The sequence below is a fragment of the Herbaspirillum aquaticum genome, assembly GCF_002213425.1.
Classification (GTDB): Bacteria; Pseudomonadota; Gammaproteobacteria; order Burkholderiales; family Burkholderiaceae_D; genus Herbaspirillum; species Herbaspirillum aquaticum.
On the sequence record NZ_NJGV01000010.1, the window covers coordinates 211,028 to 237,524 of the forward strand.

General features: G+C 64.9%; 23 protein-coding genes and 1 pseudogene. 8 read left to right on the forward strand and 16 right to left on the reverse strand.

Annotated features, from left to right (window positions below; all coding sequences use genetic code 11):
• Positions 1 to 6 precede the first annotated feature (6 nt).
• Positions 7 to 1,779, reverse strand: a complete 1,773-nt coding sequence (locus CEJ45_RS13245) for a GMC family oxidoreductase (protein ID WP_088755552.1) — start codon at positions 1,777 to 1,779, stop codon at positions 7 to 9.
• A 53-nt stretch (positions 1,780 to 1,832) separates the two neighbouring features.
• Positions 1,833 to 2,546, reverse strand: coding sequence for a gluconate 2-dehydrogenase subunit 3 family protein (locus CEJ45_RS13250; RefSeq protein ID WP_088755553.1), 714 nt, complete (start codon positions 2,544 to 2,546; stop codon positions 1,833 to 1,835).
• Between the two features lie 445 nt (positions 2,547 to 2,991).
• On the opposite strand from CEJ45_RS13250, the gene CEJ45_RS13255 reads away from it, so the two are divergent.
• The gene (locus tag CEJ45_RS13255) at positions 2,992 to 3,513 is read left to right on the forward strand and encodes a GNAT family N-acetyltransferase (RefSeq protein ID WP_088755554.1); all 522 of its coding nucleotides are present in this window, start codon (positions 2,992 to 2,994) and stop codon (positions 3,511 to 3,513) included.
• 90 nt (positions 3,514 to 3,603) lie between these two features.
• Here the strand turns inward: CEJ45_RS13255 and CEJ45_RS13260 are convergent, their stop codons facing one another.
• A complete protein-coding gene (locus CEJ45_RS13260; RefSeq protein ID WP_187697674.1) occupies positions 3,604 to 5,262 on the reverse strand; it encodes a DUF3300 domain-containing protein in 1,659 nt (552 codons plus the stop codon).
• A gap of 137 nt (positions 5,263 to 5,399) precedes the next feature.
• On the reverse strand, positions 5,400 to 5,732 hold the full coding sequence (locus CEJ45_RS24560; protein WP_141107000.1) for a hypothetical protein: 333 nt from the start codon (positions 5,730 to 5,732) through the stop codon (positions 5,400 to 5,402).
• An 8-nt stretch (positions 5,733 to 5,740) separates the two neighbouring features.
• On the opposite strand from CEJ45_RS24560, the gene CEJ45_RS13265 reads away from it, so the two are divergent.
• Entirely contained in the window at positions 5,741 to 6,628 is an 888-nt protein-coding gene (locus tag CEJ45_RS13265; RefSeq protein WP_088755555.1) for a LysR family transcriptional regulator, read from the forward strand.
• A gap of 9 nt (positions 6,629 to 6,637) precedes the next feature.
• On the opposite strand, the gene CEJ45_RS13270 is transcribed toward CEJ45_RS13265, so the two are convergent.
• From CEJ45_RS13270 to CEJ45_RS13300, 7 genes are all read right to left on the reverse strand, one after another.
• The gene (locus CEJ45_RS13270) at positions 6,638 to 7,648 is read right to left on the reverse strand and encodes an SIS domain-containing protein (protein WP_088755586.1); all 1,011 of its coding nucleotides are present in this window, start codon (positions 7,646 to 7,648) and stop codon (positions 6,638 to 6,640) included.
• Positions 7,641 to 8,768, reverse strand: coding sequence for an N-acetylglucosamine-6-phosphate deacetylase (nagA, locus tag CEJ45_RS13275; protein WP_088755556.1), 1,128 nt, complete (start codon positions 8,766 to 8,768; stop codon positions 7,641 to 7,643). Before nagA ends, CEJ45_RS13270 begins: the two co-directional genes overlap by 8 nt.
• Positions 8,765 to 9,682, reverse strand: coding sequence for a glucosamine kinase nucleotide-binding domain-containing protein (locus CEJ45_RS13280; protein ID WP_088755557.1), 918 nt, complete (start codon positions 9,680 to 9,682; stop codon positions 8,765 to 8,767). Before CEJ45_RS13280 ends, nagA begins: the two co-directional genes overlap by 4 nt.
• A 3-nt stretch (positions 9,683 to 9,685) precedes the next feature.
• Positions 9,686 to 10,819 carry an ABC transporter ATP-binding protein gene (locus tag CEJ45_RS13285; RefSeq protein ID WP_088755558.1) on the reverse strand — a complete coding sequence of 378 codons (1,134 nt, stop codon included), beginning with the start codon at positions 10,817 to 10,819 and terminating at the stop codon, positions 9,686 to 9,688.
• 15 nt (positions 10,820 to 10,834) lie between these two features.
• Entirely contained in the window at positions 10,835 to 11,689 is an 855-nt protein-coding gene (locus CEJ45_RS13290; protein WP_088755559.1) for a carbohydrate ABC transporter permease, read from the reverse strand.
• A gap of 73 nt (positions 11,690 to 11,762) precedes the next feature.
• Positions 11,763 to 12,677, reverse strand: a complete 915-nt coding sequence (locus CEJ45_RS13295; RefSeq protein WP_088755560.1) for a carbohydrate ABC transporter permease — start codon at positions 12,675 to 12,677, stop codon at positions 11,763 to 11,765.
• An 88-nt stretch (positions 12,678 to 12,765) separates the two neighbouring features.
• Positions 12,766 to 14,073 (reverse strand): ABC transporter substrate-binding protein, encoded by a 1,308-nt coding sequence (locus CEJ45_RS13300; protein ID WP_241517339.1) that lies wholly within the window; start codon positions 14,071 to 14,073, stop codon positions 12,766 to 12,768.
• A 414-nt stretch (positions 14,074 to 14,487) separates the two neighbouring features.
• Between CEJ45_RS13300 and CEJ45_RS13305 the strand changes: the two genes are divergently transcribed.
• The 4 genes from CEJ45_RS13305 to mgrA all read left to right on the forward strand — a co-directional run bounded on the left by CEJ45_RS13305 (position 14,488) and on the right by mgrA (position 19,297).
• Entirely contained in the window at positions 14,488 to 15,819 is a 1,332-nt protein-coding gene (locus tag CEJ45_RS13305) for an ABC transporter substrate-binding protein (RefSeq protein ID WP_088755561.1), read from the forward strand.
• Between the two features lie 24 nt (positions 15,820 to 15,843).
• Positions 15,844 to 16,557 carry a response regulator gene (locus tag CEJ45_RS13310; protein WP_034331706.1) on the forward strand — a complete coding sequence of 238 codons (714 nt, stop codon included), beginning with the start codon at positions 15,844 to 15,846 and terminating at the stop codon, positions 16,555 to 16,557.
• Positions 16,541 to 18,088 (forward strand): ATP-binding protein, encoded by a 1,548-nt coding sequence (locus CEJ45_RS13315; protein WP_088755562.1) that lies wholly within the window; start codon positions 16,541 to 16,543, stop codon positions 18,086 to 18,088. Before CEJ45_RS13310 ends, CEJ45_RS13315 begins: the two co-directional genes overlap by 17 nt.
• Before the next feature lie 174 nt (positions 18,089 to 18,262).
• On the forward strand, positions 18,263 to 19,297 hold the full coding sequence (mgrA, locus tag CEJ45_RS13320; protein ID WP_088755563.1) for an L-glyceraldehyde 3-phosphate reductase: 1,035 nt from the start codon (positions 18,263 to 18,265) through the stop codon (positions 19,295 to 19,297).
• 59 nt (positions 19,298 to 19,356) lie between these two features.
• Here mgrA and CEJ45_RS13325 read toward each other — a convergent pair whose 3' ends face one another.
• From CEJ45_RS13325 to CEJ45_RS13345, 5 genes are all read right to left on the reverse strand, one after another.
• On the reverse strand, positions 19,357 to 19,803 hold the full coding sequence (locus CEJ45_RS13325; protein ID WP_088755564.1) for a YbaN family protein: 447 nt from the start codon (positions 19,801 to 19,803) through the stop codon (positions 19,357 to 19,359).
• A gap of 4 nt (positions 19,804 to 19,807) precedes the next feature.
• Positions 19,808 to 20,401: a biliverdin-producing heme oxygenase gene (locus CEJ45_RS13330; RefSeq protein ID WP_420913294.1), complete on the reverse strand. Its 594-nt coding sequence runs from the start codon at positions 20,399 to 20,401 to the stop codon at positions 19,808 to 19,810.
• Between the two features lie 228 nt (positions 20,402 to 20,629).
• On the reverse strand, positions 20,630 to 22,426 hold the full coding sequence (locus CEJ45_RS13335; RefSeq protein WP_088755565.1) for a methyl-accepting chemotaxis protein: 1,797 nt from the start codon (positions 22,424 to 22,426) through the stop codon (positions 20,630 to 20,632).
• Positions 22,427 to 22,729: 303 nt separating this feature from the next.
• Positions 22,730 to 23,422 (reverse strand): GntR family transcriptional regulator, encoded by a 693-nt coding sequence (locus tag CEJ45_RS13340; RefSeq protein WP_088755566.1) that lies wholly within the window; start codon positions 23,420 to 23,422, stop codon positions 22,730 to 22,732.
• Between the two features lie 89 nt (positions 23,423 to 23,511).
• Positions 23,512 to 24,843, reverse strand: coding sequence for a C4-dicarboxylate transporter DctA (locus CEJ45_RS13345; RefSeq protein WP_088755567.1), 1,332 nt, complete (start codon positions 24,841 to 24,843; stop codon positions 23,512 to 23,514).
• Between the two features lie 167 nt (positions 24,844 to 25,010).
• On the opposite strand from CEJ45_RS13345, the gene CEJ45_RS13350 reads away from it, so the two are divergent.
• Both CEJ45_RS13350 and CEJ45_RS13355 read left to right on the forward strand, forming a co-directional pair.
• Entirely contained in the window at positions 25,011 to 26,264 is a 1,254-nt protein-coding gene (locus CEJ45_RS13350) for an allantoate amidohydrolase (RefSeq protein ID WP_088755568.1), read from the forward strand.
• 39 nt (positions 26,265 to 26,303) lie between these two features.
• Positions 26,304 to 26,497 (forward strand): annotated as a pseudogene (locus CEJ45_RS13355) (aromatic amino acid lyase); the annotation flags it as partial.

A 26,497-nucleotide genomic window follows, 5' to 3' on the forward strand; every position in this document is an offset into this window, starting at 1 on the left:
CCCCCTTCATGCCTGGACCAGCGGGCCGGGGTTCTTCAGGTACTGCGTCTTGATGGCGTGCGCGGCCATGAGCGTGATGGCGCCGATGGTGGCCGTCGGATTGGCCTGGAAGTTCTGCGGGAAGGCATTGCCGCCGGGGACGAAGACGTTGTGCACATCCCAGGATTGCAGGTACTTGTTCAAGGCCGAATCGCGCGGCGAATCACCCATGATGGCGCCGCCCACGTTGTGGGTGGACACGTACTTGGTGATGTCCCAGTGCGAATCCAGGGCCAGGAAACTTTCCGACATGTGGTCCGGATTGAGCTCCTTGGAAATCTTGAGCACGATGTCGCGCAGGTAGCGCTGCAGCTTCAGTTCGTTCTGGCGCCAGTCGAAGGTCATGCGCAACAGCGGCTGGCCCCAGGGATCCTTGTAGTTCGGATCCAGGTCCAGGAAGTGGCCGCGATAGGACATGCAGGTGGTGGTGATGCTGATCTTCATGGAATGGTCGTACCAGTCGATCATGCCTTCCTTCCAGCCGCGTCCCCAGCTCGGTGTGCCTGGCGGCAGGGCTGTGCCGATGGGCGCGCCCGAGGCTTGCGAGCTGTGGATCTTGGCGCCGCCGATGAAGCCCAGCTTGATGCCGTCGTCGAAGTTGCCGGGCGAGATGTCGTTGAACATTTCGCCGGTGGCACCGGCCGTGGCAAAGGAATTGAAATGCTTGTCCTTGAAGAACAGCGTCGCCCCGCCATTGGAGAGGAAAGCATAGTTGCGGCCGATGACGCCAGTCTCGGTGATCGGGTCATAGGGCTTGCCGATGCCCGAGAGCAGCATCAGCCGCACGTTGGCGAACTGGAAGCTGGAGAGGATCACGATCTTGGCCGGCTGGAACACTTCCTTCATGTTCTCGTCGATGTAGGTCACGCCGCGTGCGGTCTTCTTGTCGGCGTGCAGGTCCACGCGGATGACGTTGGCGTTGACCTTGTAATCGAAGTTGGGCAGGCGCTTGACCACATCGAGGATGGTGGTCTGCGGCGAGGCCTTGGAATAGTTCAGGCAGGGATACTTGCTGCAGAAACCGCAATAGTTGCAAGGTGCAATTTGCGCGCCATACGGATTGGTCCAGGCCTGCGAGACATTGGCCGACGGATTGGGGAAGGGATGGTAGCCCAGCTTGCGCGCCACGTCGGCGAACAGGGTGTTGTTGTAGGTGTCGTGCAGCGCCGGCAGCGGATAGGGGTTCGAGCGCGGTCCTTCGAAAGGATCGCCGCCCGGCTGGATCTGGCCGCGCAGGTTGCCGGTATTGCCCGACAGGCCGCAGACCTTGTCGAAGAAATCGTAGTGCGGCTCGATCTCGTTCCAGGTGAAGGGGAAATCCTTGATGCGCATCTCGGGATCGAGACTGCTGTGCTTGTAGGCCTGGTCGGCGTAGGTCTTGAGCTTGAGGTCGGTGGGCGTGGCGCGGATCAGCACGGCGGTCCAGTGCAGGCCCGAGCCGCCCACGCCGGTACCGGGTGCGAAGGCGCCCCACTTGCGGGTCGGCAGGGCCTGCTGCGCGGTGTTGTAGCGCACGGTCAGCGCGGCATCGCGCGGCGTGGCGAAGACCTTGTTGCGGGTGGCGTAGCCGTACTGGTCGGCTGGCTTGGGATAGGCGAAGTCTTCGGGCGGACGGTCCGGGCCGCGCTCCAGGGCGCGTACCTTCAGGCCGGCCTGGGCCAGTTCGATGGCCATCAGGGAGCCGGCCCAGCCGAGGCCGACGATAACGACGTCGACGTCGTCGTTGGTAATGTTAGGCATGGAATCAAGTCAGTAAGAGGTTGCAGGCGTGAACGTGGAGACGGGGCCGCGCATCAGGCGCGCTTGCCCGACAGGCTCACGGGCCCCAGCGGATACTTCACGTTGTGCTGGTCCACCCATTCGGTATAGGCCGCACGCGCGCCGGGGAAGCCGATGGCGACCCAGGCCTTCATGTCCTTGTTGCCGCCGTACATGGGATCGGCCAGGTAGCCGTTCTTGGTATCGCCCAGCAACTGGCCGAAGAATTGCGATGGCTTCATCGCCTTCTCGCCCAGCGCGGCGAAGTCCGCACCATTCTTCTGCAGCGAGGTCAGCAGGGCATCCTTGTCCTTGGCCTCCAGCTGCTCGAAGCGCTTGCCGTGCTGTTGCTGGCTGATCTGCTGGGTCAGCTCGATGCCGATGCGATAGACGTCCTGCGGCGCATAGGGGATCTGGAAGCCCAGCGTGGCCGGTGCATCCGGCTGGTGCGGACCCTGCTGGTAAATGTCGCTGCCCAGGCCGGCGTGCAATTGCTGGTCGATGAAGACCGGCACATTGGTTTCCAGCGCGCCGGGCCCGCGCCCTTCGGCGGGGATCAGGCGGTCGCAGGCGGCCAGGATGAAGAGCCATTGGGCGGCATTGAAGAACACCGGCTTGTAGTGCTGCAGCTCGATGCCTTCCAGGCCATCGGCCCGGGCCTGCTTGAGCAGGGGCAGCGAGACTAGCGGCACCGCCGCTGCGGTGGCCGTGAGGACGGCACGCCGCGAGGGACTGAACTTGGTGGTCATGATGGGAGCAATAAGGAGTAGGTGGAAAACAAGCTGCGCGAAGCGCCGGCACACGGACGCCTCAGGCAGGACTGCGCCTGCCAGGATCGATGCACGGCACGCGCGCCGGCACCCGCGCCGCCGCGGGGAGCGGTGTACGCAGGATGAGGCGTCGGGACAATGGAATCGGTCATGGGTCGCAATCTCAGAGTGGGTCAACTCGTCTCCGATCTTGCGTCCAGCCTGCGGGGCTGGCATTTCTTGTGGTTCCCGGTCCTGGCCATGTTCAATCAGGCAAGGCGGGCTGCTCTATGGATGAGCGCACGCATTCTAACACCTCTAGTTGTCGGATGTCTTAAGACACCGCCGCGCGGCAAGATCCGCCCCTCCCCGTCTTCGGCTACACTGCTCACCCACACAATTGTTCCCTTAGAACCCCATACCTGATACCCGAGACCGAGACACCATGCAGATCCGCGACGCTACCCCCGCCGACATCCCAGGCATCACCCTGATCTTCAACGACGCCGTGGTCAATACCACCGCCATCTGGAGCGACAAGCTGGTAGACGACCAGAACCGCCAGGACTGGCTGGCCGCCCGTCGCCAGCTGGGCTATCCGGTGTTGGTGGCGGTGGAGGGCGACAAGGTGCTGGGCTATGCGAGCTTCGGTGACTGGCGGCCCTTCGATGGTTTCCGCCACTCGGTGGAACATTCGGTCTACGTCCACAAGGATCACCGTGGCGAAGGCCTGGGCGTGGCCCTGATGCAAGCCCTGATCCCGCGTGCGCGCGCCGTCGGCAAGCACGTGATGGTGGCCGCCATCGATGCCAGCAATGTGGGCTCCATCGCCCTGCACAAGAAGCTCGGCTTCGAGCAGGTCGGCCACATGCCGCAGGTGGGTACCAAATTCGGCAAGTGGCTGGACCTGGCCTTCCTGCAGCTGACGCTGGACCAGCGCACTGATCCGGACAACATCGGCAACTGATTGCCGCAGCGTCAAACACAAAGACAAAGGGCCGCATGGAAGCGGCCCTTTGTATTGGTACCCGGCGATGGGAGGCGGGCGCTGGCGGCCTCAGCCGTTATGCTTTTCTCCCTCGTGCTTCTCGCCTTCATGCTTGTCGTTGGCGTGTTTGTCTGCCTCGTGCTTGGCAGGTTCATGCCTGGGCTCGCCATGCGTCTCCTGTGCATGGGGCGCCATCTTCTGTTCGTGCGGTGCCGGACGCTCTTCATGCGCCGCCGGGGCAGCGCCATGGGCCTGCATCTGCGGACGGGCATTTTCCTGCTTCATCGCCTGCACCTTCCTTTCTTCGGCCTGCTGGCGGGCTTGCTGGGCCTGCTGCTCATGTTCACGCACAGCCTGCTGCTCCTTCTGCGCGCGCTGCTCCTGTTGTTGCTGCAGCTGATGTTGTTCCTGCTGCTCACGCTGGGCCTGCTGCGCCTGCAGTGCCGCTTGCTGGTGTTGCCGCGCCTCCTGTTGCTGCGCCGCTTCCTTCTGCTGTACCTGTTGCGCGTGCAGATTGGCTGGCTCCGGCTTCTGCTGTGGCACCAGGGCATGCTGTACAGGCATCGCGCCGGGTCGTGCGTCGCTGGTGGTGAAGTGCGGCATGCTCATGGCGGCCGGTGCCACCGGTTCGCGGTGATTGTCGATGCGGGTCTGGTTGATGAGGTTGCGCTGGTCGACGTTGCGCACGTTGTTCACGTTGCTGACGTTGTTCACGTTATTCACGTTGTTGTTGACCACGCGCGTATTGTTGACCGTCACGTTGTTGTTGGTGACGCGATTGATCACCGTGGTGGAGTGCGACACATAAGTGGTGTTCTTGTACACCACGGCCGGACGCTGCCAGTCGCCGGACGGCCGATCGCCGCCACCGCCGCCCCAGTGCATGCCCCAGTCATGCCAGCCCCAGTCACCGTGGTGGCTGATGGCTTCGCCGACGAACACGCCCACGCCAAAGGACAGCGCACCCACCACCACTTCATTGGCCACCGGGCTGGGCGGACGATACGCATAGCCCGGATAGACCGGTACCGGCGGACCGTAGACCACGGCCGGGTTGTAGGCCGGCACATAGACCCGGTCGGGCTGGCTGGATTCGATCACGATGGTCTGCGGCGGCGGCGCGATCACCGGGGCACCGGCATAGACGGTGCGCGGTTCGGGCGGGTTATCCACCCGCACGGTCTCGCTGCTGCGGGCGGTGCTGACCACCTTCAGCTGCGAGGAACTCTTGAGGTTGCCCGCCTGCTGCGCGCGCAGGCGCAGGGCCTGGATGGCGTTCATCACGTCGTTGGGATCATTGACGAAGGCGTCTCCCAGCGAGCGGGTCCAGTCCGGGTTGGCGGCCATCTGTGACAGCACCGCCGGGAACATGGTGAGCGACTTCACGCTCACGTCCCACGGTTGCTTGTCTTCGGCGGCCTGCAGGATATCGCCCTTGAGTGCGCCGTTCTGGCCCAGCCACTGGTTGGCCGCGACGATCTGGTCAGGGTAGGTGGCCCCGGCCAGCACCTGCGCCACCAGCTTGTCCGGGAACAGGGCAATGGGTGCCACCATCTGCGACAGTTGATCTGCCGTGGGCGGCGTGTAGGGCGGCGTGACCGGTGCTGCCGGTGCGGCCGCGGCCGTGGGCGGCGTGGCATCCTGCTTCTGGCAGGCCGAGAGGGCCAGCACTGCACCGAGCAGTGAAGCCGAGACGATGAGGGCGGAAGATCTGTTTCTTGTTGTCATGATGAAATCCTCGATCCGTGCCGAAGCAGGAAAATGACGTTGCGATAGCCTGGCTAACGGCAGGCGCGGCTACCCAGTTGACGCAAAAATTGTGATGGGATGTAACCGTACGAGGCCAGCCAAGGCCTCGCACACTGTTAGGATTCGAGCACGGTCAAGTTGAAAGGTTCGACGCGAAGTGTTTCAGAATGCAGAGATCGCGTGATACGGGAAACTGACAAAGCACTGACTGAAAAGCCGCACCAGAAAAGAACGTCCGGGCAATGAGCTCTGTCAGCGTTTTGCAAGGAAGTGGCATTCTTCCAGCTAAATGCAACGATGCAACAAACGACCAAGGAAATAAAAAAACTTAGTTTTTGGAGTCGCTGGAAAGAATGATCCGGCATCGGACTATCTACCGCCCGCGAGGATTTCATGCCGGAATGCACATGACTTAAAATGATGGAATCGCCATCAACCATGAGTTCCATTCAACATCATGCTGGACCGCATCCACCTCTCCATCGTGCAGGAAGTCGAACGCCAGGGTTCGCTCACGGCCGCAGCCGGCGTGCTGCACGTCACCCAGTCGGCGCTGAGCCACAGCATGAAGAAGCTGGAACAGCAACTCGGCACCGACATCTGGCTGCGTGAAGGCCGCCACCTGCGCCTCACGCAAGCCGGCCAATACCTGCTGGCGGTGGCCAACCGCGTGCTGCCGCAACTGAACCTGGCCGAAGAACGCTTGCGCCAGTTTGCCCAGGGCGAGCGTGGCGCGCTGCGCATCGGCATGGAATGTCACCCCTGTTACCAATGGCTGTTGAAAGTGGTCTCGCCCTACCTGGCCGCCTGGCCTGACGTGGATGTGGACGTGAAGCAGAAATTCCAGTTCGGCGGCATCGGTGCGCTCTTCGGTTACGAGATCGACCTGCTGGTCACGCCCGATCCGCTGGACAAGCCCGGCCTGGTGTTCGAGCCGGTGTTCGATTATGAACAGGTGCTGGTGGTGGCGGCCGACCATCCGCTGGCGGGCGTCGATTACGTCAAGCCCAAGCAATTGAACAACGAGGTGCTGGTGACCTATCCGGTGCCGGTGGACCGGCTCGACATCTACACCCAGTTCCTCGCGCCGGCCGGCATCGTGCCGCGCCGGCACAAGACCATCGAGACCACCGACATCATGCTGCAGATGGTGGCCAGCGGACGCGGCGTGGCGGCCCTGCCGCGCTGGCTGGTGCTGGAATATGCCGAGCAGATGGAGATCGTGCCGGTGCGCCTGGGCAAGCAGGGCATCGCCAAGCACATCTACCTGGGTGCGCGCGAGAGCGACGTGGAGATCGACTACCTGCGCGCCTTCATTGAAGAGGCGCGGCAGGCACAGGCATGAGCCGCAGACTTAGTTCGTTTTTGTGACTTTGTTGAGATGCCGCGGCCGGTCCGCATCCATCCCGCGCGCGGCGGACAATTGCGCCGCCATCACATAGAAAGCCTGGATTGCCACGATGGGATCGAGGTCCGGCGTGGCCGCTACCGGCAAGGTGAGGTCGCGCTCGATCACATCCCCGGGGGCCGCCAGCAAGACCCTGGCGCCGCGCGCGCGCATCTCTGCTGCCAGCGCCAGCATGCCGGCCTGCGAGGGTCCGCGCGTGGCGAACATGAGCAGCGGATAACCTTCCTCGATCAAGGCCATCGGCCCGTGCTTGATCTCCGCGCCGCTGAAGGCCTCGGCCTGGATGGCGCAGGTTTCCTTGCATTTGAGCGCGGCCTCCAGCGCCAGCGGGAAGCCGATACCGCGCCCCACGATCATGAGGCGATCGGCCGGGACCAGGGCTTCGACCGCCGCTGACCAGTCGGATTCGCACGCTGTCCGCAGCGCCTGCGGCAACTGCACCAGGGCATCCAGCAACGCGGCATCATCCTGCCAGTGTGCCGTCAGCAAGGCCCCCGCCACCAGGCTGGCGATGAAGCTCTTGGTGGCTGCCACGCTGGCTTCCACGCCCGCATGCAGCGGCAGGCTCCACTGCGCCGCGCTGGCCAGTGGCGAATCGGCCTGGTTGACCAGCGCCACCGTACTCGCCCCCTGCGTCTGGAAATAGCGGATCGGCTCCACCACATCCGGACTCTGCCCGGATTGCGAAATGGCGATGGCCAGCGCATCGCGCACCTGCAGGGGAGCCCGGTTCAGCGTCACCAGCGACATCGGCAGCGACGCCACGATGCGGCCCAGCCGGGCCATGATGAGATAGGCGCAATAGGCGGCCGCATGGTCGGAGCTGCCGCGCGCCACGGTCACGATGCTGGCCGGCGGGGTGGCGCGCAGTTGCGCGCCCAGTGCGGCATAGCGGTCCTGGTCGCGGGTCAGCTGCACGGCCACGTAATCGGCCGCAGAGCGGGCTTCCTTAAGCATCAGCGAGGTCAATCTCTTCTCCTTCCACATAGACAGCCTTGAGGGCAAATTGCCGGTCCAGCACCACCACGTCGGCGTAGTGGCCGGTGGCCAGGCGGCCACGGTCGGCCAGGCCCAGGTAATCGGCGGCATAGGTCGAGGTGCGCAGCGAGGCTTCGGCCACGTCCATGCCCAGTGCGATGAGGTTGCGCAGCGCCTGGTCCATGGTCAGCACGCTGCCGGCCAGGGTGCCATCGTCAAGCCGCACGCCGCCTGCGCACTTGTGCACCACCTGCCGGCCCAGCGCATAGTCGCCATCGGGCATGCCGGCCGCCGCCGTGGAATCGGTCACGCAGAACAGGCGCGGGATGGAGCGCAGCGCCGCGCGGATGGCACCGGGGTGCACGTGCAACAGGTCCGGAATCAGTTCCGCATACTGCGCGTGGGCCAGCGCCGCACCGACCATGCCGGGCGCACGATGATGGAAGCCGCTCATGGCATTGAACAGGTGCGTGAAGCCCGAGGCGCCATGCGCCAGCGCGGCCACGCCATCGTCATAGCTGCCGGCGGTGTGGCCGATCTGCACCTTCATGCCGCGATGGGCCAGCTTGCAGACCAGCTTCAGGTGGCCGTCCACTTCCGGGGCGATGGTGATGAGCTTGATGGGGGCCAGGCCGTCGAGATAGTCCACCTGCTCAAGCGAGGCCGCGATGGCGAAGTCGGGCTGCGCGCCCAGCTTGCCGGGGTTGATGTAGGGCCCTTCCAGGTGCACCCCCAGCACGCGTGCGTGGCCGGGCAGGCGCTTGTCGGTGGAGGCGCGGATGGCTTTCAACGCCACTTCCAGTTCTTCCAGCGGCGCGGTCATGGTGGTGGCCAAGAGACTCGTGGTGCCATGCCGCGCATGCAGGCGCGAGAGCACCTGCACGGCATCGCCGCCTTCCATCACGTCGCGTCCGCCGCCGCCATGCACGTGCAGGTCGATGAAGCCGGGCAGGATGTAGTCGCCTTCATCGATGACGCGCGGCTGCTGCCGCAGCGGGCGGCCGTCGATGGAGCGGATGCGCTGGTCGAAGACCATGCTGCCATGGGTCCAGCCTTGGGGAGTGAGCACGTTGCCGTGCAATTGGGTCAGTGCATTCATGCCGGGGTTTCCTTGGGTTGCAGGGCGCGTCGTACCAGCAGCAGGGCACCGTCCACCGCATCGGCTTGTGGCGGGACAATGCGCGCCTGCTGGCGCCGTTCCAGGTAGGGCTGCAAGGCAGCGGCCAGTCCGCCGCACAGCGCCAGCGGCAGGCATTGTGCGGGGTCGAGGGTATCGATCATGCGGCTGATCTCGGCGGCCGCTGCCTGCAGGATGCTGCGGGCGGCGACATCGTCATGGGCGTGCGCCACCACCGGCCGCGCGGCACGGGCGAAGGCCGCCTGGTCCGCTTGGGCCAGCCAGTCCAGCAAGGTGGCGCGCTCATCGCGTGCGGTATTGGCAGGCAGTTCGCTGCGGCACAGCGCCAGCACGGCGTCGGCCAGCGGGCCACGATGGCTGCGGCCATCCAGGGCCAGCTGCGCATGGTGCAGGGCGCGCAAGCCCATCCAGCCGCCACTGCCATCGTCGCCGCTGGGAAAGCCCCAGCCGTCGACCACGCGGCGGCTGCCATCCAGGTCCAGCGACAGGCCGATGGTGCCGGTGCCCACGGCGATGATGGCACCGGGCGCGCCGCCATGCGCACCCAGCAAGGTGGCCACGCCATCGTTGACGATTTCCAGCACGCCGAAGGCCGGGGCCTGTGCACGGAAGTCGGCCGACCACTGCGCCACGTTCTCGCCCGCGATGCCGATGCCAACCGCCAGCGTCTCATCGGCGGGACGCTGCAGCCCGGCGCTGGCAAAGGCGGCGTCGATGGTCTGGCCGATGACGCGCCATGCCTGCGCCGCGCCAATCCGTAACGCTGAGCCCGGGCCGCTGGCCTGCGCCAGCACCTGCCCTTGCAGCGAGGCCAGCCGCACCAGGGTCTTGGTGCCGCCGCCATCGATGCCCACCAGATAGGCGATCGCTTCCATGGATCACTCCTGCGCGAGGCGACGTGCCGCCTGCAGGTTGCCGGGGTTGCGCCGGCGCAGCGCCTGCCCTTGCGCATCGAAGAGATGGAAGGCGTGGCTTTGTACGGAGAGCGCGATCAGCTCGCCGATGTGCACGCTGCGATTGCCATCGCCGCGCACCACGATGTCGTGGCCGCCCTCCAGGGTCACATAGAGGAAGTTGGCTTCGCCCAGGTGCTCCACCAGGTTGACCACGCCACGCAGCGGCTGGCCATCGCCCAGTCCTTCGCGGATCTGTTCGGCACGCAGGCCCAGCGTGACGGCTGCACCCGGCGCGACCCCCTGGGGATCGACATCGGCCAGCAGCCGCAGTCCGCCAGCGATCTCGACCTGCACGCCGCTGTCGTCGCAGCGTGTGACCACGCCGGGGAAGAAATTCATTTTCGGTGAACCGATGAAGCCCGCCACGAACAGGTTCTGCGGCTGCTGGTACAGCTCCAGGGGCGTACCGGCCTGCTGGATGCGGCCCTCGTGCATGACCACGATCTTGTCGCCCAGGGTCATGGCCTCGACCTGGTCGTGCGTCACGTAGACGATGGTGGCGGCCAGTTGCCGGTGCAGCTTGGCGATCTCCAGCCGGGTCTGCACGCGCAGCGCCGCATCCAGATTGGACAGCGGTTCGTCGAAGAGGAACAGGCGCGGCTGCCGCACGATGGCGCGGCCGATGGCCACGCGCTGGCGCTGGCCGCCCGAGAGTTCGCGCGGCAGGCGCTGCAGCAGGTGATCGATCTTGAGGATGGAGGCCGCATGGCGGATGCGCGCATCGATGTCGCTCTTGCTGCTGCCGGCCACCTTCAGTCCAAACGCCATGTTCTTGTACACGTTCATGTGCGGATACAGCGCATAGCTCTGGAACACCATGGCGATGCCGCGTTCGGCCGGCGGCAGGTGATTGACCACCTCGCCGCCGATGGCCAGTTCGCCGCCGCTGATCTCTTCCAGCCCGCACAGCATGCGCAGCAGGGTCGATTTGCCGCAGCCGGAAGGCCCGACCAGCACGCAGAATTCGCCATCGCGGATATCCAGGTTGAGCCCGGCCAGCACATCGGCGCGGCCATCGTAAGTCTTGCGCAATTGCTTGATGTTGACGTGTGCCATGAAGTCTCCTTTGAATTATTTGACGGCGCCTGAGGTGAGGCCACGGATGAGCTGGCGCGAGAAGGCCATGTACAGGATCAGCACCGGGATGACCGCCATCGACAGCGCCGCCAGCACCGAATTCCAGTCGGTGGCGTATTGCCCGATGAACTGCTGCACGCCCAGCGTGACGGTGCGGGTGTCTTCACCGGGGGCGAGGATGAGCGGGAACCACAGGTCATTCCAGGCCGGGATCATGGTGAACACGGCCACGGTGGCGATGGCCGGACGCAGCAGGGGCAGGATCACGCGGAAGAAGATGCTGAGTTCGCCCACGCCATCGCAGCGCGCCGCATCCTTCAGCTCGCCCGGGATCTGGCGCATGAATTCGGACAGGATCATCACCGCCAGCGGCAGCCCTTGCGCGGTATAGACCAGCACCAGCGCGGTACGTGTATTGATGAGGTCCAGCGCCACCACCAGTTGCAGGATCGAGACCGTGCCCAGCCGGATCGGGATCATGATGCCGATGGCGATGAAGAAGTTCAGCGCGCGGTTGCCGAAGAAACGGTACTCGGTCAGCGCCCACGCCGCCATGGCGCCGAAGAGAACGATCAGCAGCAGGGCGGCGAGCGTAACGGCCAGGCTGTTGCCGAAATAGAGCAGGAAGTGGGTGCCTGCCAGCACCTTCTGGAAGCCGGCGAAGGTCAGCGTCTCGGCCGTGGGCAGGGCCATCGGGCCTTCGAAGATGGCATTGCGGGTCTTGACCGAATTGATGAGGATGAGCGCAATCGGAAACAGCGCGATCACCGCATACAGGCACAGCACCGCATGCACCCAGAGATGGCCGGCGGGGCCGAAGCTGCGTTGGAGCAGCGAGGGTTTGCGCATGGTGGTCGGGTTAGTTGCAGGAGTGGAAGAAGTGCCGACGGAAGAGGAAAGCTGCATGCCGTTCTCCTGGTCGTCACAGGGCGTAGCGCGTCAATCGACGCTGCACCATCACGAAATAGGCCCCCACCCCCGCCAGGATCACCAGGAACATCAGGGTCGCCACCGCCGCGCCCATGGTCGGGCTGCCGATCTGCGCCTGGTAGCCGAAGAAGGTACGATAGAAGTAGGTCCCCAGCAGGTCGGTGGCATAGTTGGGGCCGGCCAGCGCGCCCTTGACCGAATAGATCAGGTCGAAGGCATTGAAGTTGGCCACGAAGGTGAGGATGGTCACCAGGCCCAGGGTCGGATAGATCAGCGGCAGCTTGATCTGCCAGAAGATGCGCAGCCCGCTGGCGCCTTCCGCGTGCGCCGCCTCCAGCACTTCTTCGGGCACCGCCAGCAGGGCGGCGTAGATCAGCATCATGGGAATGCCCACGTACTGCCACACCGAAATCAGCGACAGCGTCAGCAGCGCCGTCGATTCCTGCCCCAGCCAGGGCGCGAACCAGTCGGCCAGGCCGACCAAGCCCAGCAGTTTCTCGCCCACGCCCCACAGCGGCGAGAGGATCAGTTGCCAGATGAAGCCGATGATCACCACCGACAGCAGCGTGGGCAGGAAGATCAGCGTGCGGTAGGTGCGCGCACCGCGCAGGCCCTTGAGGCTGAACAGCGAGGCCAGCAACAGGCCGATGGGATTCTGCAGGGCCATGTGGATGCAGAAGAACTTGACGTTGTTCCACATGGCATTCCAGAAGGCGGCCGACCAGTCGGGATCGAACAGGATGGTGCGGTAGTTGTCCAGGCCCACGAAGCTGCGCACGCCTGCATCATTGGCGGTGTAGAAACCGAGGCGCAGGGTATCGAGCAGGGGCAGGGCGCTGAAGAGCGCGTAGATCAGCACGGCGGGTGCAAGCAGCACCGCCAGTTGCCAGGCGCGGATGGTTTTCACGGGTGTCTCTCTTCCTGAAGGGGAGGGAGCGGACCTCTTGGCGGGTCCTTGGCTCCGGGGTAATGCCTTGCTTGGCCAGGCCGTCAGGTCATTGTTGCGGCTTGTACCATTTGGCAAAGCCGGCCTGGATCTTGGCCGCCGCATCCTGCGGAGTCATCTTGCCGTTGAGCACCTGGGCATTGACGTTCCACATCTCGTTTTCCATGCTGGGGGTGCCACGGTTGAGGATCTGCGAATTGACGCGGATGGTGGAAGCGCAGTTCTTGCGCCAGCCCATCATCTGCTTGGCAATCGGGTCCTTCACCGAGATCAGGTGGTTCGACAGCGAGAAGAAGCCGGTGACCTTGTTGGTGTAGAGATCGGCAAACTCCTGCGAGCCCAGCCAGGCCAGGAACTTGTAGGCGTCGTCCTTGTTCTTGGACTTCTTGTTGATGCCCATGCCGATGTCGTTGTGGTCCGAGATGTAGCAGGCATCGCCATTCTTGGGGACCGGCGGCGGGAAGGCGGCAAAGTCCATCTTGCCGTTGAAGTAGGCAATATCCCAGGAACCGGCCGGATAGACCGCGCCCTTGCCCAGCGCGAACATGTTCTGGCTGTCGCTGTAGGTCTGGGCCGACGCGCCCTTGGGCAGGTACTTGCCGAGCTTGGCTTCATAGTCCCAGGCGGCCACGAATTGCGGATCGGTGAACTTGGCCTTCCCGGCGATGAGCGCCTTGCGGCCTTCTTCCCCCTTCCAGTAGTTGGGGCCGATGCCGGTGAAGAGCACCTGGTGCGATTCCCACTGTTCGGAGGTGCCCATCACCAGGGGCGCGTATTTGCCATTGGCCTTGACGGTATCGAGCAGCTTGAAGAATTCTGCTTCCGTCTTGGGCGGCTCCAGGTTCAGTTCCTTGAAGATCTTGGTGTTGTAGAAGAAGCCGTGGATCACCGAGGCCATCGGCATGCAGAAGGTATCCTTGCCGTCATCGGTCTGCCAGGCGGCCTTGGCCGCAGGCGCGAAGAATTCCATGCCGGGCTTGCCGTCCAGCTTCTCCAGGTGGCCCTTGTTGTAGAGCGAGAGCGAAACGTCGAAGGGGCGGCAGGCCACCAGGTCGCCGGCGGTGCCGCCGGCCATACGGGCGGCCAGGCTGGAATCGTATTCAGTCGGGGCGGTGGGCGAGAACTTGACGGTAATGCCCGGATTGCTGCGCTGGAAGGCCGGGATCAGCACTTCCTGCCACAGTGGCAGGTCATCCACGCGCCAGCTTTCGATGGTCAGCGTGCCTGCCTGGCTGGGAGCGGCGGCCAGGCCCGTGAGGCCCAAGGCCAGGGCACAGGCGGCCAGCAGGCGGCGACGCGGCAATGCCGGGAGGGAAGGGATGAGGGGAAAACGACCAGCCTTTTGTTCGGTCTGCATCTTGGGTCTCCTTGGTTTTTGTAGGGATCGCAGCAGCCGTGCGCCACGAAACGCCGTGACAGTAGCAGCGGCCAGCATGTGATGCGAGCCCGGTCAGCGGCCCGGCGGAGAGTGCCGCAAGTGTTTGATTCAAAAAGAAATTAAGTCATTTCGCCGGGCCCGCCGGATTACATATCCTTACAGGACCCGCAGCATGGCGCGGCCGGATTTTCCGAGGCGGCGGGAGGGGAGTGTGGTGCAGCATCGGGCAGCGCCTGTGGATAAGATAAGCAGAACCAGTCTTACATTTATTAACAAGAGCTAAACCGAGTTCATCGTTTTCAAGATGCGTGCGGCGGCGGCGCGCCGCTGCACAAATTGCACAATGGCAGTCACCCGGCTATAGTCTCTTCCGGTTTGGAGACAGCACCCCCCATGATAAAAACGAAACGGCCCGCGAATGCACGCGTCGGCCCGGCCCGCTTCGGGCTGGCCGTGCTGTGCCTGCTCGCGCTGGCGCTGGGGATGGCGGGCCTGCCGGCCCGCGCACAGTCGCCGGTGCCGCCGGCCGGTGGCGGGGGTTCCCTGCAGGTATTGCACTGGTGGACCTCGGCCAGCGAGCGCCAGGCCATCAACGTGGTAGTCAATCAATTGGCCAAGCAGGATATCCAGTGGCGCGACGTGGCCATCCCCGGCGGGGCCGGCATGGGCGCGGCCAAAGTATTGAAGAGCATGGTGCTGGCCAACCGCGCCCCGGAAGTCACGCAGTTGAATGGCGTGGTCTTCGGCGAGTGGGCCGACCTCGGCCTCTTGCTGGAGCTGGACAATGTGGCCGTGCAGGGCAACTGGGAAAAGCAGATGTTCCCCACTGTCTGGTCGCTGCTCAACAACCACGGCCACGTGGTAGCCGCGCCCCTGGGCATCCACCGCATCAATTCGCTGTTCTACAACACGGCCATCTTCAAGCGCTACAACCTCACGCCGCCCAAGACCTGGGACGACTTCGACCAGATCGTCAAGAAGCTGCAGGGCACCGGCATCGTCCCGCTGGCGCAGAGCGCCGAAGCCTGGCAACTGGCCACGCTCTTCGAGAACCTCGCCCTGGCCGAGAGCGGGCCCGCCTATTATCGCCGCCTGTTCGTGGAGATGAGCCCGGCCGCCTTCCTCGATGCGCGCATGCTGCATATCTTGAAGCGCCTGCGCAGCCTGGCCGCCGCCATGCCGCAGCCGGTGCGCGAACGGCCCTGGACCGAAGTGGCGCGCAGCATGGTCAGCGGCGAAGCCGCCATGCTCATCATGGGCGACTGGGCCAAGGGCGAGCTCAATGCCTGGGGCATGGAAGTGGACCAGCAGTTCGGCTGTGCACCGGCGCCCGGCACGGGCGACTTCCACCTCTACAGTACCGACACCCTGGCCATGTTCGCCGGCAATTATGCGCACCAGCCGATGCAGGAAACGCTGGCGCGGCTGACCATGTCGCCGGCCGTGCAGTCCGAATACAATAGGATCAAGGGTTCGATTCCCGTGCTGCGCGCGGCCGATCCGCACATGGACCGCTGTGCGCGCGACTCCTGGCGCGCCTTCAGCAAGGGTCCTGCCTGGCAGGCCCCCAGCCTGGTGCACCGCATGGCCACCGACGATACGACCAAGGACGCCATCGTGGCCGAGGTGCAGCGCTTCTTCCTCGACCGCAACCTGAGCGAAGAACAGACCCAGAAACGGCTTGCAGCGATTGCGCGTACACTCGCCCGCAATCGTAACGATTAAGAATTTCGGAGATGGAGCAGCAACATGACGCGCAAGATATTGATCGTCGACGATGACCAGAAGACCCGTACCCTCCTGAAGGCCTATCTGGAAAAGAACCAGTACGAAGTGCGCCTGGCCCATGACGGCGCGGCCTTCCTGACCGAGTTCCAGCGTTTTGCCGATGAGCTTTCGCTGGTGATCCTCGATGTGATGCTGCCCGACACCGACGGCTTTGCCCTGTGCAAGGCGGTGCGCCGCAAATCCAACGTGCCGGTCATCATGCTCACCGCCAGCTCCGACGAGACCGACCGCGTGGTCGGGCTGGAGCTGGGTGCGGACGACTACATCGCCAAGCCCTACAGCCCGCGCGAACTGCTGGCGCGCATCAAGGCCATTCACCGCCGCATCGGCATCGACAACAGTGCGGCGCCGCGCTACTACCGCTTCGCCGGCTTCTCGCTCGATACCGTGGAACGCACCCTCACCGACAGCGCCGGCGAGGTCGTGCCCCTGACCGGCATGGATTACCAATTGCTGAAGTATTTCGTCGAACATCCGGGCGACGTGCTCGATCGCAACGTGCTCTGTGAAGAAACCCGCGGACGCGATGCCGGCCCGCTGGACCGCTCGCTGGATGTGCAGATAAGCAAGCTGCGCCTGCGCCTGAACGATGGCGGCCGCCAGCCGCACCTGATCAAGACCGTGCGCGGTGCCGGCTATGTCTTCTCGGCCGACGTCAGTGCCGCAGCCGCCTGAGAGCCTGGCACCGGAGACGGCGCCGCTGGCCGTGCCCGCTGCCGTGCGTCCCCCCAGCCTGCGCCGCCGCCTGGCCGCGCTGCTGGACTGGATGCTGCCGGATTCCCTGCTGGGCCGCCTGTCGGTGGTGATGATCTTTGGCGTGCTGGTCACGCAGGTGGCCGGCGGCCTGATCTGGGCCGTGCAGCTGCGCAGCAAGTCCGAGGCCGAGACCCGCACGGCCGCCCAGCACCTGGCCCACAGCGCCGCCTCGGCGATCCGCTACTTCATGACCCTGCCGCCCAACTATCGCCCGCTGATGATCCAGCAGCTGCGCGAGATGGGCGGTACGCGTTTCTTCATCAACGCCAACAGCAGCGCGGTGCCGGTCAAATCGATCGGCGACAGCCACCTGGCCAACCTGGCCATCGATGTGGCCGCCCAGACCCTGCGCGAAGACCTGCCCTTCCTGCCGGAAGCGCGGCTGGCCTTCGCCTGGCCGGATGGCCTGCCGGTGGCCAGCGATGGCCTCACCGTCAACGACCTGCCCGACAACTGGGTGCAGCACATCCTGCTGACCAAGCCCAACTCGGCCCCGGTGCTGGTGATCCAGATGCAGGTGGAAAGCGGCCGCTGGATCTACCTGGCCGCACTCATGCCCAACCCGTATTTCCTCGACAGCGACAATCCGCTCTGGCTGGACCGCCTGGTGCTGCAGGGTTTGTCGCTGGCGGCGATCCTCTTGCTGACCATCCTCGTGGTGCGCTGGACCACCCGTCCGCTGGCCGCCCTGGCCGATGCCGCCGAAGCCTTCGGCAAGGGCGAGACCGTGCCCAGCCTGCCCGAGACCGGCAGCCGCGAATACGTCAAGACCGCGCGTGCCTTCTCCGGCATGCGCGAGCGCATCAAGCGCTACCTGGAAGACCGCGAGCGCCTGTTCGTCTCCATCTCGCATGACCTGCGCACCCCCATCACGCGCCTGAAGCTGCGCACCGAACTGATGGATGACGACGCCATGCGGACCGATTTCCATGATGACCTCGATGAGCTGGACATGATGGTCAAGGGTGCCCTGCAATCGGTGAAGGACAGCGACATCCACGAGAACCGCACCGAAGTGCGCCTCGATGCGCTGGTGCTGCGCATGATCCGCGATGCCCGCCTGGCCGGCCATGAGATCGCCTTCACGCCCTCCGGCATCAACGTCATGGCCAAGCCGCTGGCCTTGAAGCGCGCCATCGGCAACCTGTTCGACAATGCGCTGTACTATGGCCAGAAGGTCGAGATCAGCATCCGCCCCTCGGCCGGGGCCGGCGGCGACCTGGTGGAAATCGAGATCCGCGACCATGGTCCGGGCGTACCGGAAGATGCCATGGGCACGCTGTTCCAGCCCTACGTGCGGCTGGAACACGGGCGCGCCCAGAACAGCGGCGGCATGGGTCTCGGCCTGGGCATCTCGCGCAATATCGTGCAAGCCCATGGCGGCGAACTGCTCTTGCGCAACCATCCGGAAGGCGGCCTGATCGCCACCATCATCCTGCCGGCGCGCTGACGATCCGTCGGGAACGGGCCGCGCGATTCATCTGTCAGACAGATCAATCGCATCAAAATTTTGCATTTAAATAATAAGTGGCGGAAGCGTAGACTTCCACACACCACCCAGGAAGTGGCAGTTCAGGCAGTTCCCCCTCGATTCTTCCCGCAGAACATTTCTCCAAGGAGACCCATGAGCTATATCGCCGAACCCTCCCGCTACGATGGCCGCATGCCCTACCGCCGCACCGGCCGCAGCGGCCTGCTGCTGCCCGCCGTCTCGCTGGGCCTGTGGCAGAACTTCGGTGGCGTCGACAACTTCGAAACCGGCCGCGCCGTGCTGCGCCGTGCCTTCGACCGTGGCGTCACGCACTTCGACCTGGCCAACAACTACGGTCCCCCGGCCGGTTCGGCCGAGGAAAACTTCGGCCGCTGGATGGCCAAGGATTTCCTGCCCTACCGCGATGAGCTGGTCATCTCCAGCAAGGCCGGCTGGCAGATGTGGCCCGGTCCCTATGGCGGTCCCAGCGGCGCGCGCAAGCACCTCATCGCCAGCTGCGAACAGAGCTTGAAGCGCATGGGCCTGGACTATGTCGACATCTTCTATTCGCACCGTGTCGATGCCGACACCCCACTGGAAGAGACCATGGGCGCGCTGGCGCAGCTGCATCGCCAGGGCAAGGCGCTCTACGTGGGCATCTCGTCCTATTCGCCCGAGCTGACCCGCAAGGCCGCGGCCATCCTCAAGAGTGAAGGCGTACCGCTCCTGATCCACCAGCCCAACTATTCCATGCTCAACCGCACGATCGAAAGCGGCCTGCTGCCGGCGCTGGAAGAACTGGGCGTGGGTTGCATCGGCTTCTCGCCGCTTGCGCAAGGTCTCCTGACCAGCAAGTACCTGGGCGGCGTGCCGGAAGGTGCCCGCGTGACGCGCGCACCTTCGCTGCCGCAGCGCATGCTGTCCGACGACAACCTGGCGCGCATCCGTGCCTTGAACGACATTGCCGCCAAGCGCGGACAGACCCTCGCGCAGATGGCCATCGCCTGGGTGCTGCGCGATGCGCGCGTGACCTCGGCACTGATCGGTGCGCGCACCGTCGAGCAGCTCGATGATTCGCTGGATGCGCTCAAGAAGCTGGACTTCACGCAGGAGGAACTGGCCAGCATCGACAAGCACGCCACCGATGGCGATGTGGACCTGTGGAAGGTATCGTCCTCGATCACCTGAAGCCGGTCGGCGAGCGCCTCAACGAAGAGCTTGTCCCGTTTGCGCGGGACAGGCTTTTTTCATGAGCGCTCGCCGGGGTCGGCGTCTTCCACCCGCTCCGGACGCGACCACATCCAGGCTGCACCCAGTGCCATGCCCAGCGTGGCCAGCACGATCACCCAGTGGCGCTTGACGGTGAAGAGCATGATGACCAGGCACAGGCTCATCATGAGGGACGCGCTGATCTTGGCACGCCGCGCCACCACGCGGCCGTGGCGCCAGTTGTGGATCATCGGGCCGAACAGGCGATGCTGTTCCAGCCAGCGCTGCAGGCGCGGCGAACCCTTGCCGGCGGCCCAGGCGGAAAGCAGCACGAATTCGGTGGTGGGAAGGCCGGGAATGAAGATGGCCACGATGCCGATACCCAGGCTGGCATAGGCCAGCAGCAGCCACAGCCAGCGCGTGCGGCGCGGGGCCAGCTGGCTGGTCTGCAGCGGCAGGGGCGGTTGGGACGGACTGTCCGCCATGGTCTCAGTCCAGCGCGAAGTGCCGTTTCAACAGCACGCCGAAACGTTCGAAGGCCGCACGGGCACCGGCGACCACCGCATCCTGTTCCTGCGCCGAAAGGCCGGGCGCGTCGAGGAAGCTGACGAAGCGTCGCCACACCACCGCGCGTCCTTCCGGATAGGCCGCCAGGTTGCGCGCGCCGAAGGTCTCGCTCACGCCCAGCTTTTCCTTGACCTCCTTGAGCAGGAAGGCCGCACCCAGGGTCGAGCCTTCCGAGACGTAGAGCCAGCCCAGGGCTTCGGGCATGGCCACCTTGCCGGTGGCAATGGCGGCGTCACCCGGTGCGGCATCCAGGTCGGCCAGGTCGGCCAGCGCGGCGGCTTCGCGGCCGCGCACCTGCAGGTCGGGCACGGCGGCCTGGATCGCCCGGTCCTCGAAGAGATGTTCGACATCGCGCTGGAAGTGATACTGCGCCGCCACGAAGCGCACGTACTGCGCACGGCTGGCGAAGGGTTGCGCCTGTTCCATCAGGGCATGCATCTGTTCGTGCAGCGTGGCCGTTTCATCCTTGAGACGGGCCGAGAGCAGGGCGGGGGCGGTAGAGAGAGGATTCATCATGGTCGGGACGGGTCATCATGTTGCCGCCCGGGAGATCCGGCGGGCCGATCATCTCGATGGCCCAGGGCGGCGCGGCTGGCAGACCCGGCCTGCGGGAGGACGGAAGAGGCTGACTGCGTCGGCCATTTTAACGCAAACGGCCGGAGCCGCTTGCGTGCGGGGCCGGCCGTGGGGTGTGTCATTTCGTCATTCTGACGAGGCGGGCACGTCAGAATGACGAAGGTGGCGCTACATCTTGAAGCCGCCCACCAGCACCGACAGCCGGTGCGCCTCATCCTGCAAGGACTTGGCGGCGGCCGCCGCTTGTTCGACCAGCGCTGCATTCTGTTGCGTGCCTTCGTCGATATGCGTGATGGCCAGGTTCACTTCCTGGATGCCGCCATTCTGTTCGCTGCTGGCATGGGCGATTTCGCTGACGATCACGCTGACGTCCCGGATGCTGGCCACGATCTGTTCCATGGTCTGCCCGGCCTGGGCCACCAGTACACCGCCATCGGCCACCTTGGCCACCGAGGTGTCGATGAGCTGCTTGATCTCCTTGGCGGCCTGGGCGCTGCGCTGGGCCAGCGAACGCACTTCGGAGGCCACCACCGCGAAGCCGCGTCCCTGCTCGCCCGCCCGCGCCGCTTCCACCGCGGCATTCAGGGCCAGGATATTGGTCTGGAAGGCGATGCCGTCGATGACCGTGATGATGTCGGCGATCTGGCGCGAGGAGGCATTGATGGCCTCCATGGTCGAGACCACGTTGCCGACCACTTCACCGCCTTGCGCGGCGATCTTCGACGCATTGCCGGCCAGTTCATTGGCGCGGCGCGCGTTCTCCGAGTTCTGCTGTACGGTCGAGGTCAGTTCTTCCATGGCCGAGGCGGTTTCTTCCAGCGCACCGGCCTGCTGCTCGGTGCGGGCCGACAGGTCCTGGTTGCCGCTGGCGATCTCGGTGGAAGAAATCTTGACGGTATCGCTGCTGCGGCGCACGTCCTGCAGGATGCCGGTGATCTGGTTGACGAACTGGTTGAAGGAACGCGAAATCTGCGTCAGTTCATCCTTGCCATCTTCGGCCAGGCGCAGGGTCAGGTCGCCATTGCCGGAGGACAGGCTGTCCATGGCCCGGCGTACGCGCGACAGGCGCAGGAACACGGCAGTGGTGATCAGGCTCATGATGCCGGCCGCCACCAGTGCCACCAGCACCAGGGCGATCAGCGCCGAGCGGGTGGCATTGCGCATGCCGGCGGTGACGTCGGCCTTGTCCATGGCCAGCATCAGGGTCCATTCGGTGCCTTTGATGGGGATGCCCTTGATGAGCTTGACCGAGCCCTCCAGCGTCAGCGCGCTGACCTTGTCGTCGCCGCCCAGGCTTTGCAGGCGTTCCGGGGTGAGTTCGGCATTCCATTCCTTGGCCGGCTTGTTGACCCACTGGCCGTCAGGGTGGGCCAGCATGAGGCCGTCACGGTCCACCAGGAAGGCATAGCTGGCCGGGGTCGGGTGAATCGAGCGCACCACCTCCGAGACCCCGTCCAGGAACATGGCCGCCGCCACCACGCCCACGCGCTGGCCGTTCTGCATCACCGGGGCGGTGAAGGAGACCATCGGCTTCTTGGTGGCCACGTCGGTATAGGGCTTGGTCAGCACCGGCTTGCCGGCCGCCACGGCCTGCTTGTACCAGGGGCGGGCGGTGGGGTCATAGCCGGCCGGCAGGCCTTCGGCGGCGGAGGTGAAGGCAGCCTTGTCCTCGCGGCCCAGGGTCGTGACGTAGAAGCCGCCGCTCTTTTGCAGCAGCTTGATGACGAACACCGGGTCGGCCCCCTGCACGCCTTCGGCAGCCGCTACCGTCATGGCGGTGCGGGCGGCCACCCATTCATTGATGGTGGAGCCGAACCCGGTGGCCACCGCTTGCGCATTGCGCTCGATGGCGCGCTCGTTGTCGGTCTGGATGATGAAGAAGGACACCGTGCCGACCACCGCCAGGCTGGCGACGAGCAGGGTGATCGTATAGAACAGGATGCGGGCTTTGATGGAGTTGAGCATGTGGAATCCCTGGAATCATTATTGTCTTGCGGTAACCCAGCCCCGTTCAATGGCGATGGACGGCATCCGGACCGGTGCATGAGTGTGGCCCTCGCAGCGCTTGCTGCAACCGGGGAATACAGCGGGAATTCACCGTCTGATGCAGGCTTGGCCGGTTCTCCGGCGGTTGCGGGGCGAGATGAAAAAACTTAGTCCTTACGAAGCAGGTCAGGCCGCTATCCCTTGCGGGAAGCGGTCATGGATGAATGAAAATGATTTTTTACTAAGTTTTTTCCGGGATGGGTGTGGCCCTTGCTGACAAATTCATGACAGCAGTTCACGCAACAGGTCCTTGCGCGGGCCGGACTTGGGCTCAAAGGCCAGCGCCTGCTCCACATGCAGCAGGTGGTGCTCCATCAGTTCGACGGCCTTCTCGACATCGCCCGCCCGCGCCGCCGCGATGAATGCGCCGTGTTCCTCGCTGGAGCAGGCGGCATCGCGCGTGGACTGGTAGAGCATGGTGATGAGGGCACTGCGGCCGGCCAGCTTTTCCAGGATGTCGGTCAGTACGTCGTTGCCCACGATGCGGGCCAGCAGGATGTGGAAGTCGCTCAAGAGCGAAGAGCGCACCTGCATGTTGTCATCCTTGACGGCCTGGCGTTCCTGTTCCAGGTGCGCTTCCAGCCGGGCGTAATCCTCTTCGGTGGCGCAGGCCACGAACTGGCGCACCATCGCCGCTTCCAATGCCCGGCGCACGAAGAACAGGTTGCGCGTCTCCTCCACCGTGGGTTTGCTGACGAAGGCGCCCTTGTCGGGGATCAGGTCCACCAGCTTGTCCTTGGCCAGCATCACCAGTGCCGCGCGGATCTTGGTACGGCTGACCTGGTAGACCCGCGCCAGCGCTTCCTCGGGCAGCTTGGCGCCGGGCGGCAGGCGCTGCGCGGCGATATTGGCGGCGATGTCGCTGGCGATGGCGTCGGAACTGTCGGGCGCGGGGGCAGGGGCGGAAGCGGTCATGGCTGGCGTGGACGGGTGGCTGTGAGGGCCGCCATGCGGCGGCGCTCCATTGTAACCAGTGCAAGCAGGTGCAGCCATGTCTCTCGTGCTCAGGCCTGGGCCGGCTTGGCCATCACGCCGGGCAGGTCGATGACGGGCAGTTCCTCGGCCAGCGGCGTCACCTGCTCGCCATTGAGGACGGCGCGGGCGCGCTGCTTGTCGATATCCTTTTCCCAGCTGGCGATGACCACCGTGGCCACGCAGTTGCCCAGCAGGTTGCCCAGCGCACGGGCGATGCCGATGAACCAGTCGATGGACAGCACCAGCACCAGGCCCACCACCGGAATGGCCGGGATGGTGGTCAGCGTGGCCGCCAGGATCACGATGGCCGAGCCCGGCACCCCGTGCGCGCCCTTGGAGGTCACCAGGGCAATGGCCAGGATCGCCGCCAGGTCGCCCCAGGACAGGTGCGTGTTGGTGGCCTGGGCGATGAAGAGCGCGGCCATGGTCAGGTAGATCGAGAAGGCATCCAGGTTGAAGGAATAGCCGGTCGGGATCACCAGGCCGACGGTGGATTTCTTGATGCCCATGTGTTCCAGCTTCCTCATGATCTGCGGCAGCACGCTGTCCGAGGAGGTGGTGGCCAGCACCACCACCAGCTCTTCGCGCAGGTAGCGGATCAGCTTGAAGATGGACAGCCCGCTGGCGCGCAGGATGCCGCCCAGCACCACCAGCACGAAGAAGATCACCGCGCCGTAGAACAGCAGCACCAGCAGCGCCAGCTGCTTGAGCGAGCCGATGCCGTACTTGCCCACCGTGAAGGCAATGGCCCCCAGCACGCCCAGCGGTGCCAGGCGGATGAAGAAGGACATGCACTTGAAGAAGGCATCCGACAGCGACGACACCAGGGCCACGACCGGCGCCCCCTTCTCGCCGATCAACAGCAGCGCGCAGCCGAAGGTCACCGAGATCAGCAGCACCTGCAGCACGTCGCCGGAGGTGAAGGCGCTCACGGCGGTGGCCGGGATCAGCTTCATGATGAAGTCGGCAAAGCCGGTTTCCTTGACCTTGCCGGCATTGGCCATGTAGCCCGACAGGCTGCTGGCGTCCAGGTTGCTGGGGTCGATGTTCATGCCCGCGCCCGGCTGTACCACCAGGGCCAGCACCAGGCCCAGCAGCAGGGCGATGGTCGTGACCACCTCGAAGTAGATGATGGCCTTCACGCCCACGCTGCCCACCTTCTTCAGGTCGCTGGCGCCGCAGATGCCCTGTACCACCACGCAGAAGACGATCACCGGAATGATCATCTTGATCAGCTTGATGAAGCCGTCGCCCAGCGGTTTGAGGCTCTGGCCGAAGTCGGGCCAGAACAACCCGATGACGATGCCGGCCACCAAGGCCAGCACCACCTGCCCGAACAGGGACTTGAATACTTTGCTCACCGTTGTCTCCTCGTCTTGTCTTATTGAAATGTTGCCAACGCTGGTGATCTTTTTTGTCGCGGTGGCGCCAGATCACTATATTGCATACAATTTTTGAATACAATAAAAAAGACGAAAATTTTCGAGTCCCGCTCCATCCCGGAGCCGGTCGATCACGAGGAGACGCGATGAAAGCCATGGACCCGGCCAGCCAGCAGGCTGGCCGACAGGCGATGCAATGGGCCGAGCTGCTGGCGCAGCACACCGAAGCCGCCGGCATGCTGACCCGGACCTACCTGACGCCGACGCACCAGGCGGCGGCGGCCGCACTGACGCAATGGATGGAGCAATCCGGCCTGCGCGTGCGGCGCGACAATGCCGGCAACGTGATCGGCCGCTACGAGGCCGCGCCCGGCTGCGAGCATCGTCCGGCGCTGGTGACCGGTTCGCACTTCGATACGGTGCGCAATGCCGGCAAGTACGACGGCAACCTGGGCATCGTGCTGCCGCTGGCTTGCATTGCCCAGTGGCATCGTGCCGGCAAGCGCTTTGCGTTTCCCATCGAGGTGATCGGCTTTGCCGAGGAAGAGGGCGTGCGCTTCAAGGCCACCCTGCTGGGCAGCCGCACCGTGGCCGGGACCTTCGACCCGGCCGTGCTGGAGAACCTGGATGGCGAGGGCATCAGCATGCGCCAGGCGATCCGCGCCGCCGGACTGGACCCGGCCGGCATCGCGGGCGACGCGTGGTCTCCCGCCTCGGTGGCGGCGTTCGTCGAGGTCCATATCGAACAGGGCCCGCTGTTGCTCAATGAAGGCTTGCCGGTGGGCGTGGTCACCGCGATTTCCGGTGCCAGCCGCTTCATGGCCGAGGTGCGCGGCCTGGCCGGGCATGCCGGCACGGTGCCCATGCACCTGCGCCGCGATGCCGCGATGGCGGCGGCCGAGATCGGGCTTTACATCGAACGCCGCTGCGGCATCAAGCCGGGGCTGGTAGGCACCATGGGCATCCTGGAAGTGGTGCAGGGCGCGGCCAACGTGGTGCCGGGGCTGGCCAGTTTTTCCATCGATATCCGCGCTGAGGAGGATGCGGATCGTCTGGCTGCAGTGGCCGACGTGCGCGCCGAGATCGAGCGCATTGCCGCGCGGCGCCAGGTCAGCATCGATGTGCGCCAGACCCATGAGGCGGCCAGCGTGCCCTGCGCGCCGCGCCTGCAGGCGGCCCTGGCGCGGGCCATCGAGCGTGCCGGCCTGGCGGTGCGCCACCTGCCTTCCGGGGCCGGTCACGACGCCATGGCCATGGCACCGCTGGGCGAGGTGGCCATGCTGTTCGTGCGCTGTGGCAACGGTGGCATCAGCCATCACCCCGACGAGACCATGAGCACCGAGGACGCCTGCATCGCCGCCGAGGTCTTCAGCCATCTGGTCGAACAATTCCAGCCCTGAGCGCGCTCAGGCCTTTTACTGAAAGATTACGGAGTCCCCATGTCCACCATCACCATCGACGGATTCAAGCTCACCGCCGCCCAAGTCGTCAGCGTGGCCCGCGCACCGCACCTGAAAGTCGCCCTGGCCGAGTCTTCGCGTGCCGCCCTCAAGCAAAGCCGCGACTACATCGAATCCACCTGGATGCACGATGAAGCGCCCATGATGTACAGCTTCAATACCGGTGTCGGTTT

Coding starts and splice junctions, on each gene's coding strand:
- CEJ45_RS13245 (WP_088755552.1), bottom strand. CDS start 1,779: ATGCCTAACATTACCAACGACGACGTCGACGTCGTTATCGTCGGCCTC.
- CEJ45_RS13335 (WP_088755565.1), bottom strand. CDS start 22,426: ATGCTCAACTCCATCAAAGCCCGCATCCTGTTCTATACGATCACCCTG.
- CEJ45_RS13270 (WP_088755586.1), bottom strand. CDS start 7,648: ATGCTTAAGGAAGCCCGCTCTGCGGCCGATTACGTGGCCGTGCAGCTG.
- mgrA (WP_088755563.1), top strand. CDS start 18,263: ATGAGCTATATCGCCGAACCCTCCCGCTACGATGGCCGCATGCCCTAC.
- CEJ45_RS13250 (WP_088755553.1), bottom strand. CDS start 2,546: ATGACCACCAAGTTCAGTCCCTCGCGGCGTGCCGTCCTCACGGCCACC.
- CEJ45_RS13290 (WP_088755559.1), bottom strand. CDS start 11,689: ATGCGCAAACCCTCGCTGCTCCAACGCAGCTTCGGCCCCGCCGGCCAT.
- CEJ45_RS13300 (WP_241517339.1), bottom strand. CDS start 14,073: ATGCAGACCGAACAAAAGGCTGGTCGTTTTCCCCTCATCCCTTCCCTC.
- nagA (WP_088755556.1), bottom strand. CDS start 8,768: ATGAATGCACTGACCCAATTGCACGGCAACGTGCTCACTCCCCAAGGC.
- CEJ45_RS13305 (WP_088755561.1), top strand. CDS start 14,488: ATGATAAAAACGAAACGGCCCGCGAATGCACGCGTCGGCCCGGCCCGC.
- CEJ45_RS13255 (WP_088755554.1), top strand. CDS start 2,992: ATGCAGATCCGCGACGCTACCCCCGCCGACATCCCAGGCATCACCCTG.
- CEJ45_RS13265 (WP_088755555.1), top strand. CDS start 5,741: ATGCTGGACCGCATCCACCTCTCCATCGTGCAGGAAGTCGAACGCCAG.
- CEJ45_RS13310 (WP_034331706.1), top strand. CDS start 15,844: ATGACGCGCAAGATATTGATCGTCGACGATGACCAGAAGACCCGTACC.
- CEJ45_RS13260 (WP_187697674.1), bottom strand. CDS start 5,262: ATGACAACAAGAAACAGATCTTCCGCCCTCATCGTCTCGGCTTCACTG.
- CEJ45_RS13330 (WP_420913294.1), bottom strand. CDS start 20,401: ATGATGAATCCTCTCTCTACCGCCCCCGCCCTGCTCTCGGCCCGTCTC.
- CEJ45_RS24560 (WP_141107000.1), bottom strand. CDS start 5,732: ATGGAACTCATGGTTGATGGCGATTCCATCATTTTAAGTCATGTGCAT.
- CEJ45_RS13280 (WP_088755557.1), bottom strand. CDS start 9,682: ATGGAAGCGATCGCCTATCTGGTGGGCATCGATGGCGGCGGCACCAAG.
- CEJ45_RS13285 (WP_088755558.1), bottom strand. CDS start 10,819: ATGGCACACGTCAACATCAAGCAATTGCGCAAGACTTACGATGGCCGC.
- CEJ45_RS13350 (WP_088755568.1), top strand. CDS start 25,011: ATGAAAGCCATGGACCCGGCCAGCCAGCAGGCTGGCCGACAGGCGATG.
- CEJ45_RS13325 (WP_088755564.1), bottom strand. CDS start 19,803: ATGGCGGACAGTCCGTCCCAACCGCCCCTGCCGCTGCAGACCAGCCAG.
- CEJ45_RS13340 (WP_088755566.1), bottom strand. CDS start 23,422: ATGACCGCTTCCGCCCCTGCCCCCGCGCCCGACAGTTCCGACGCCATC.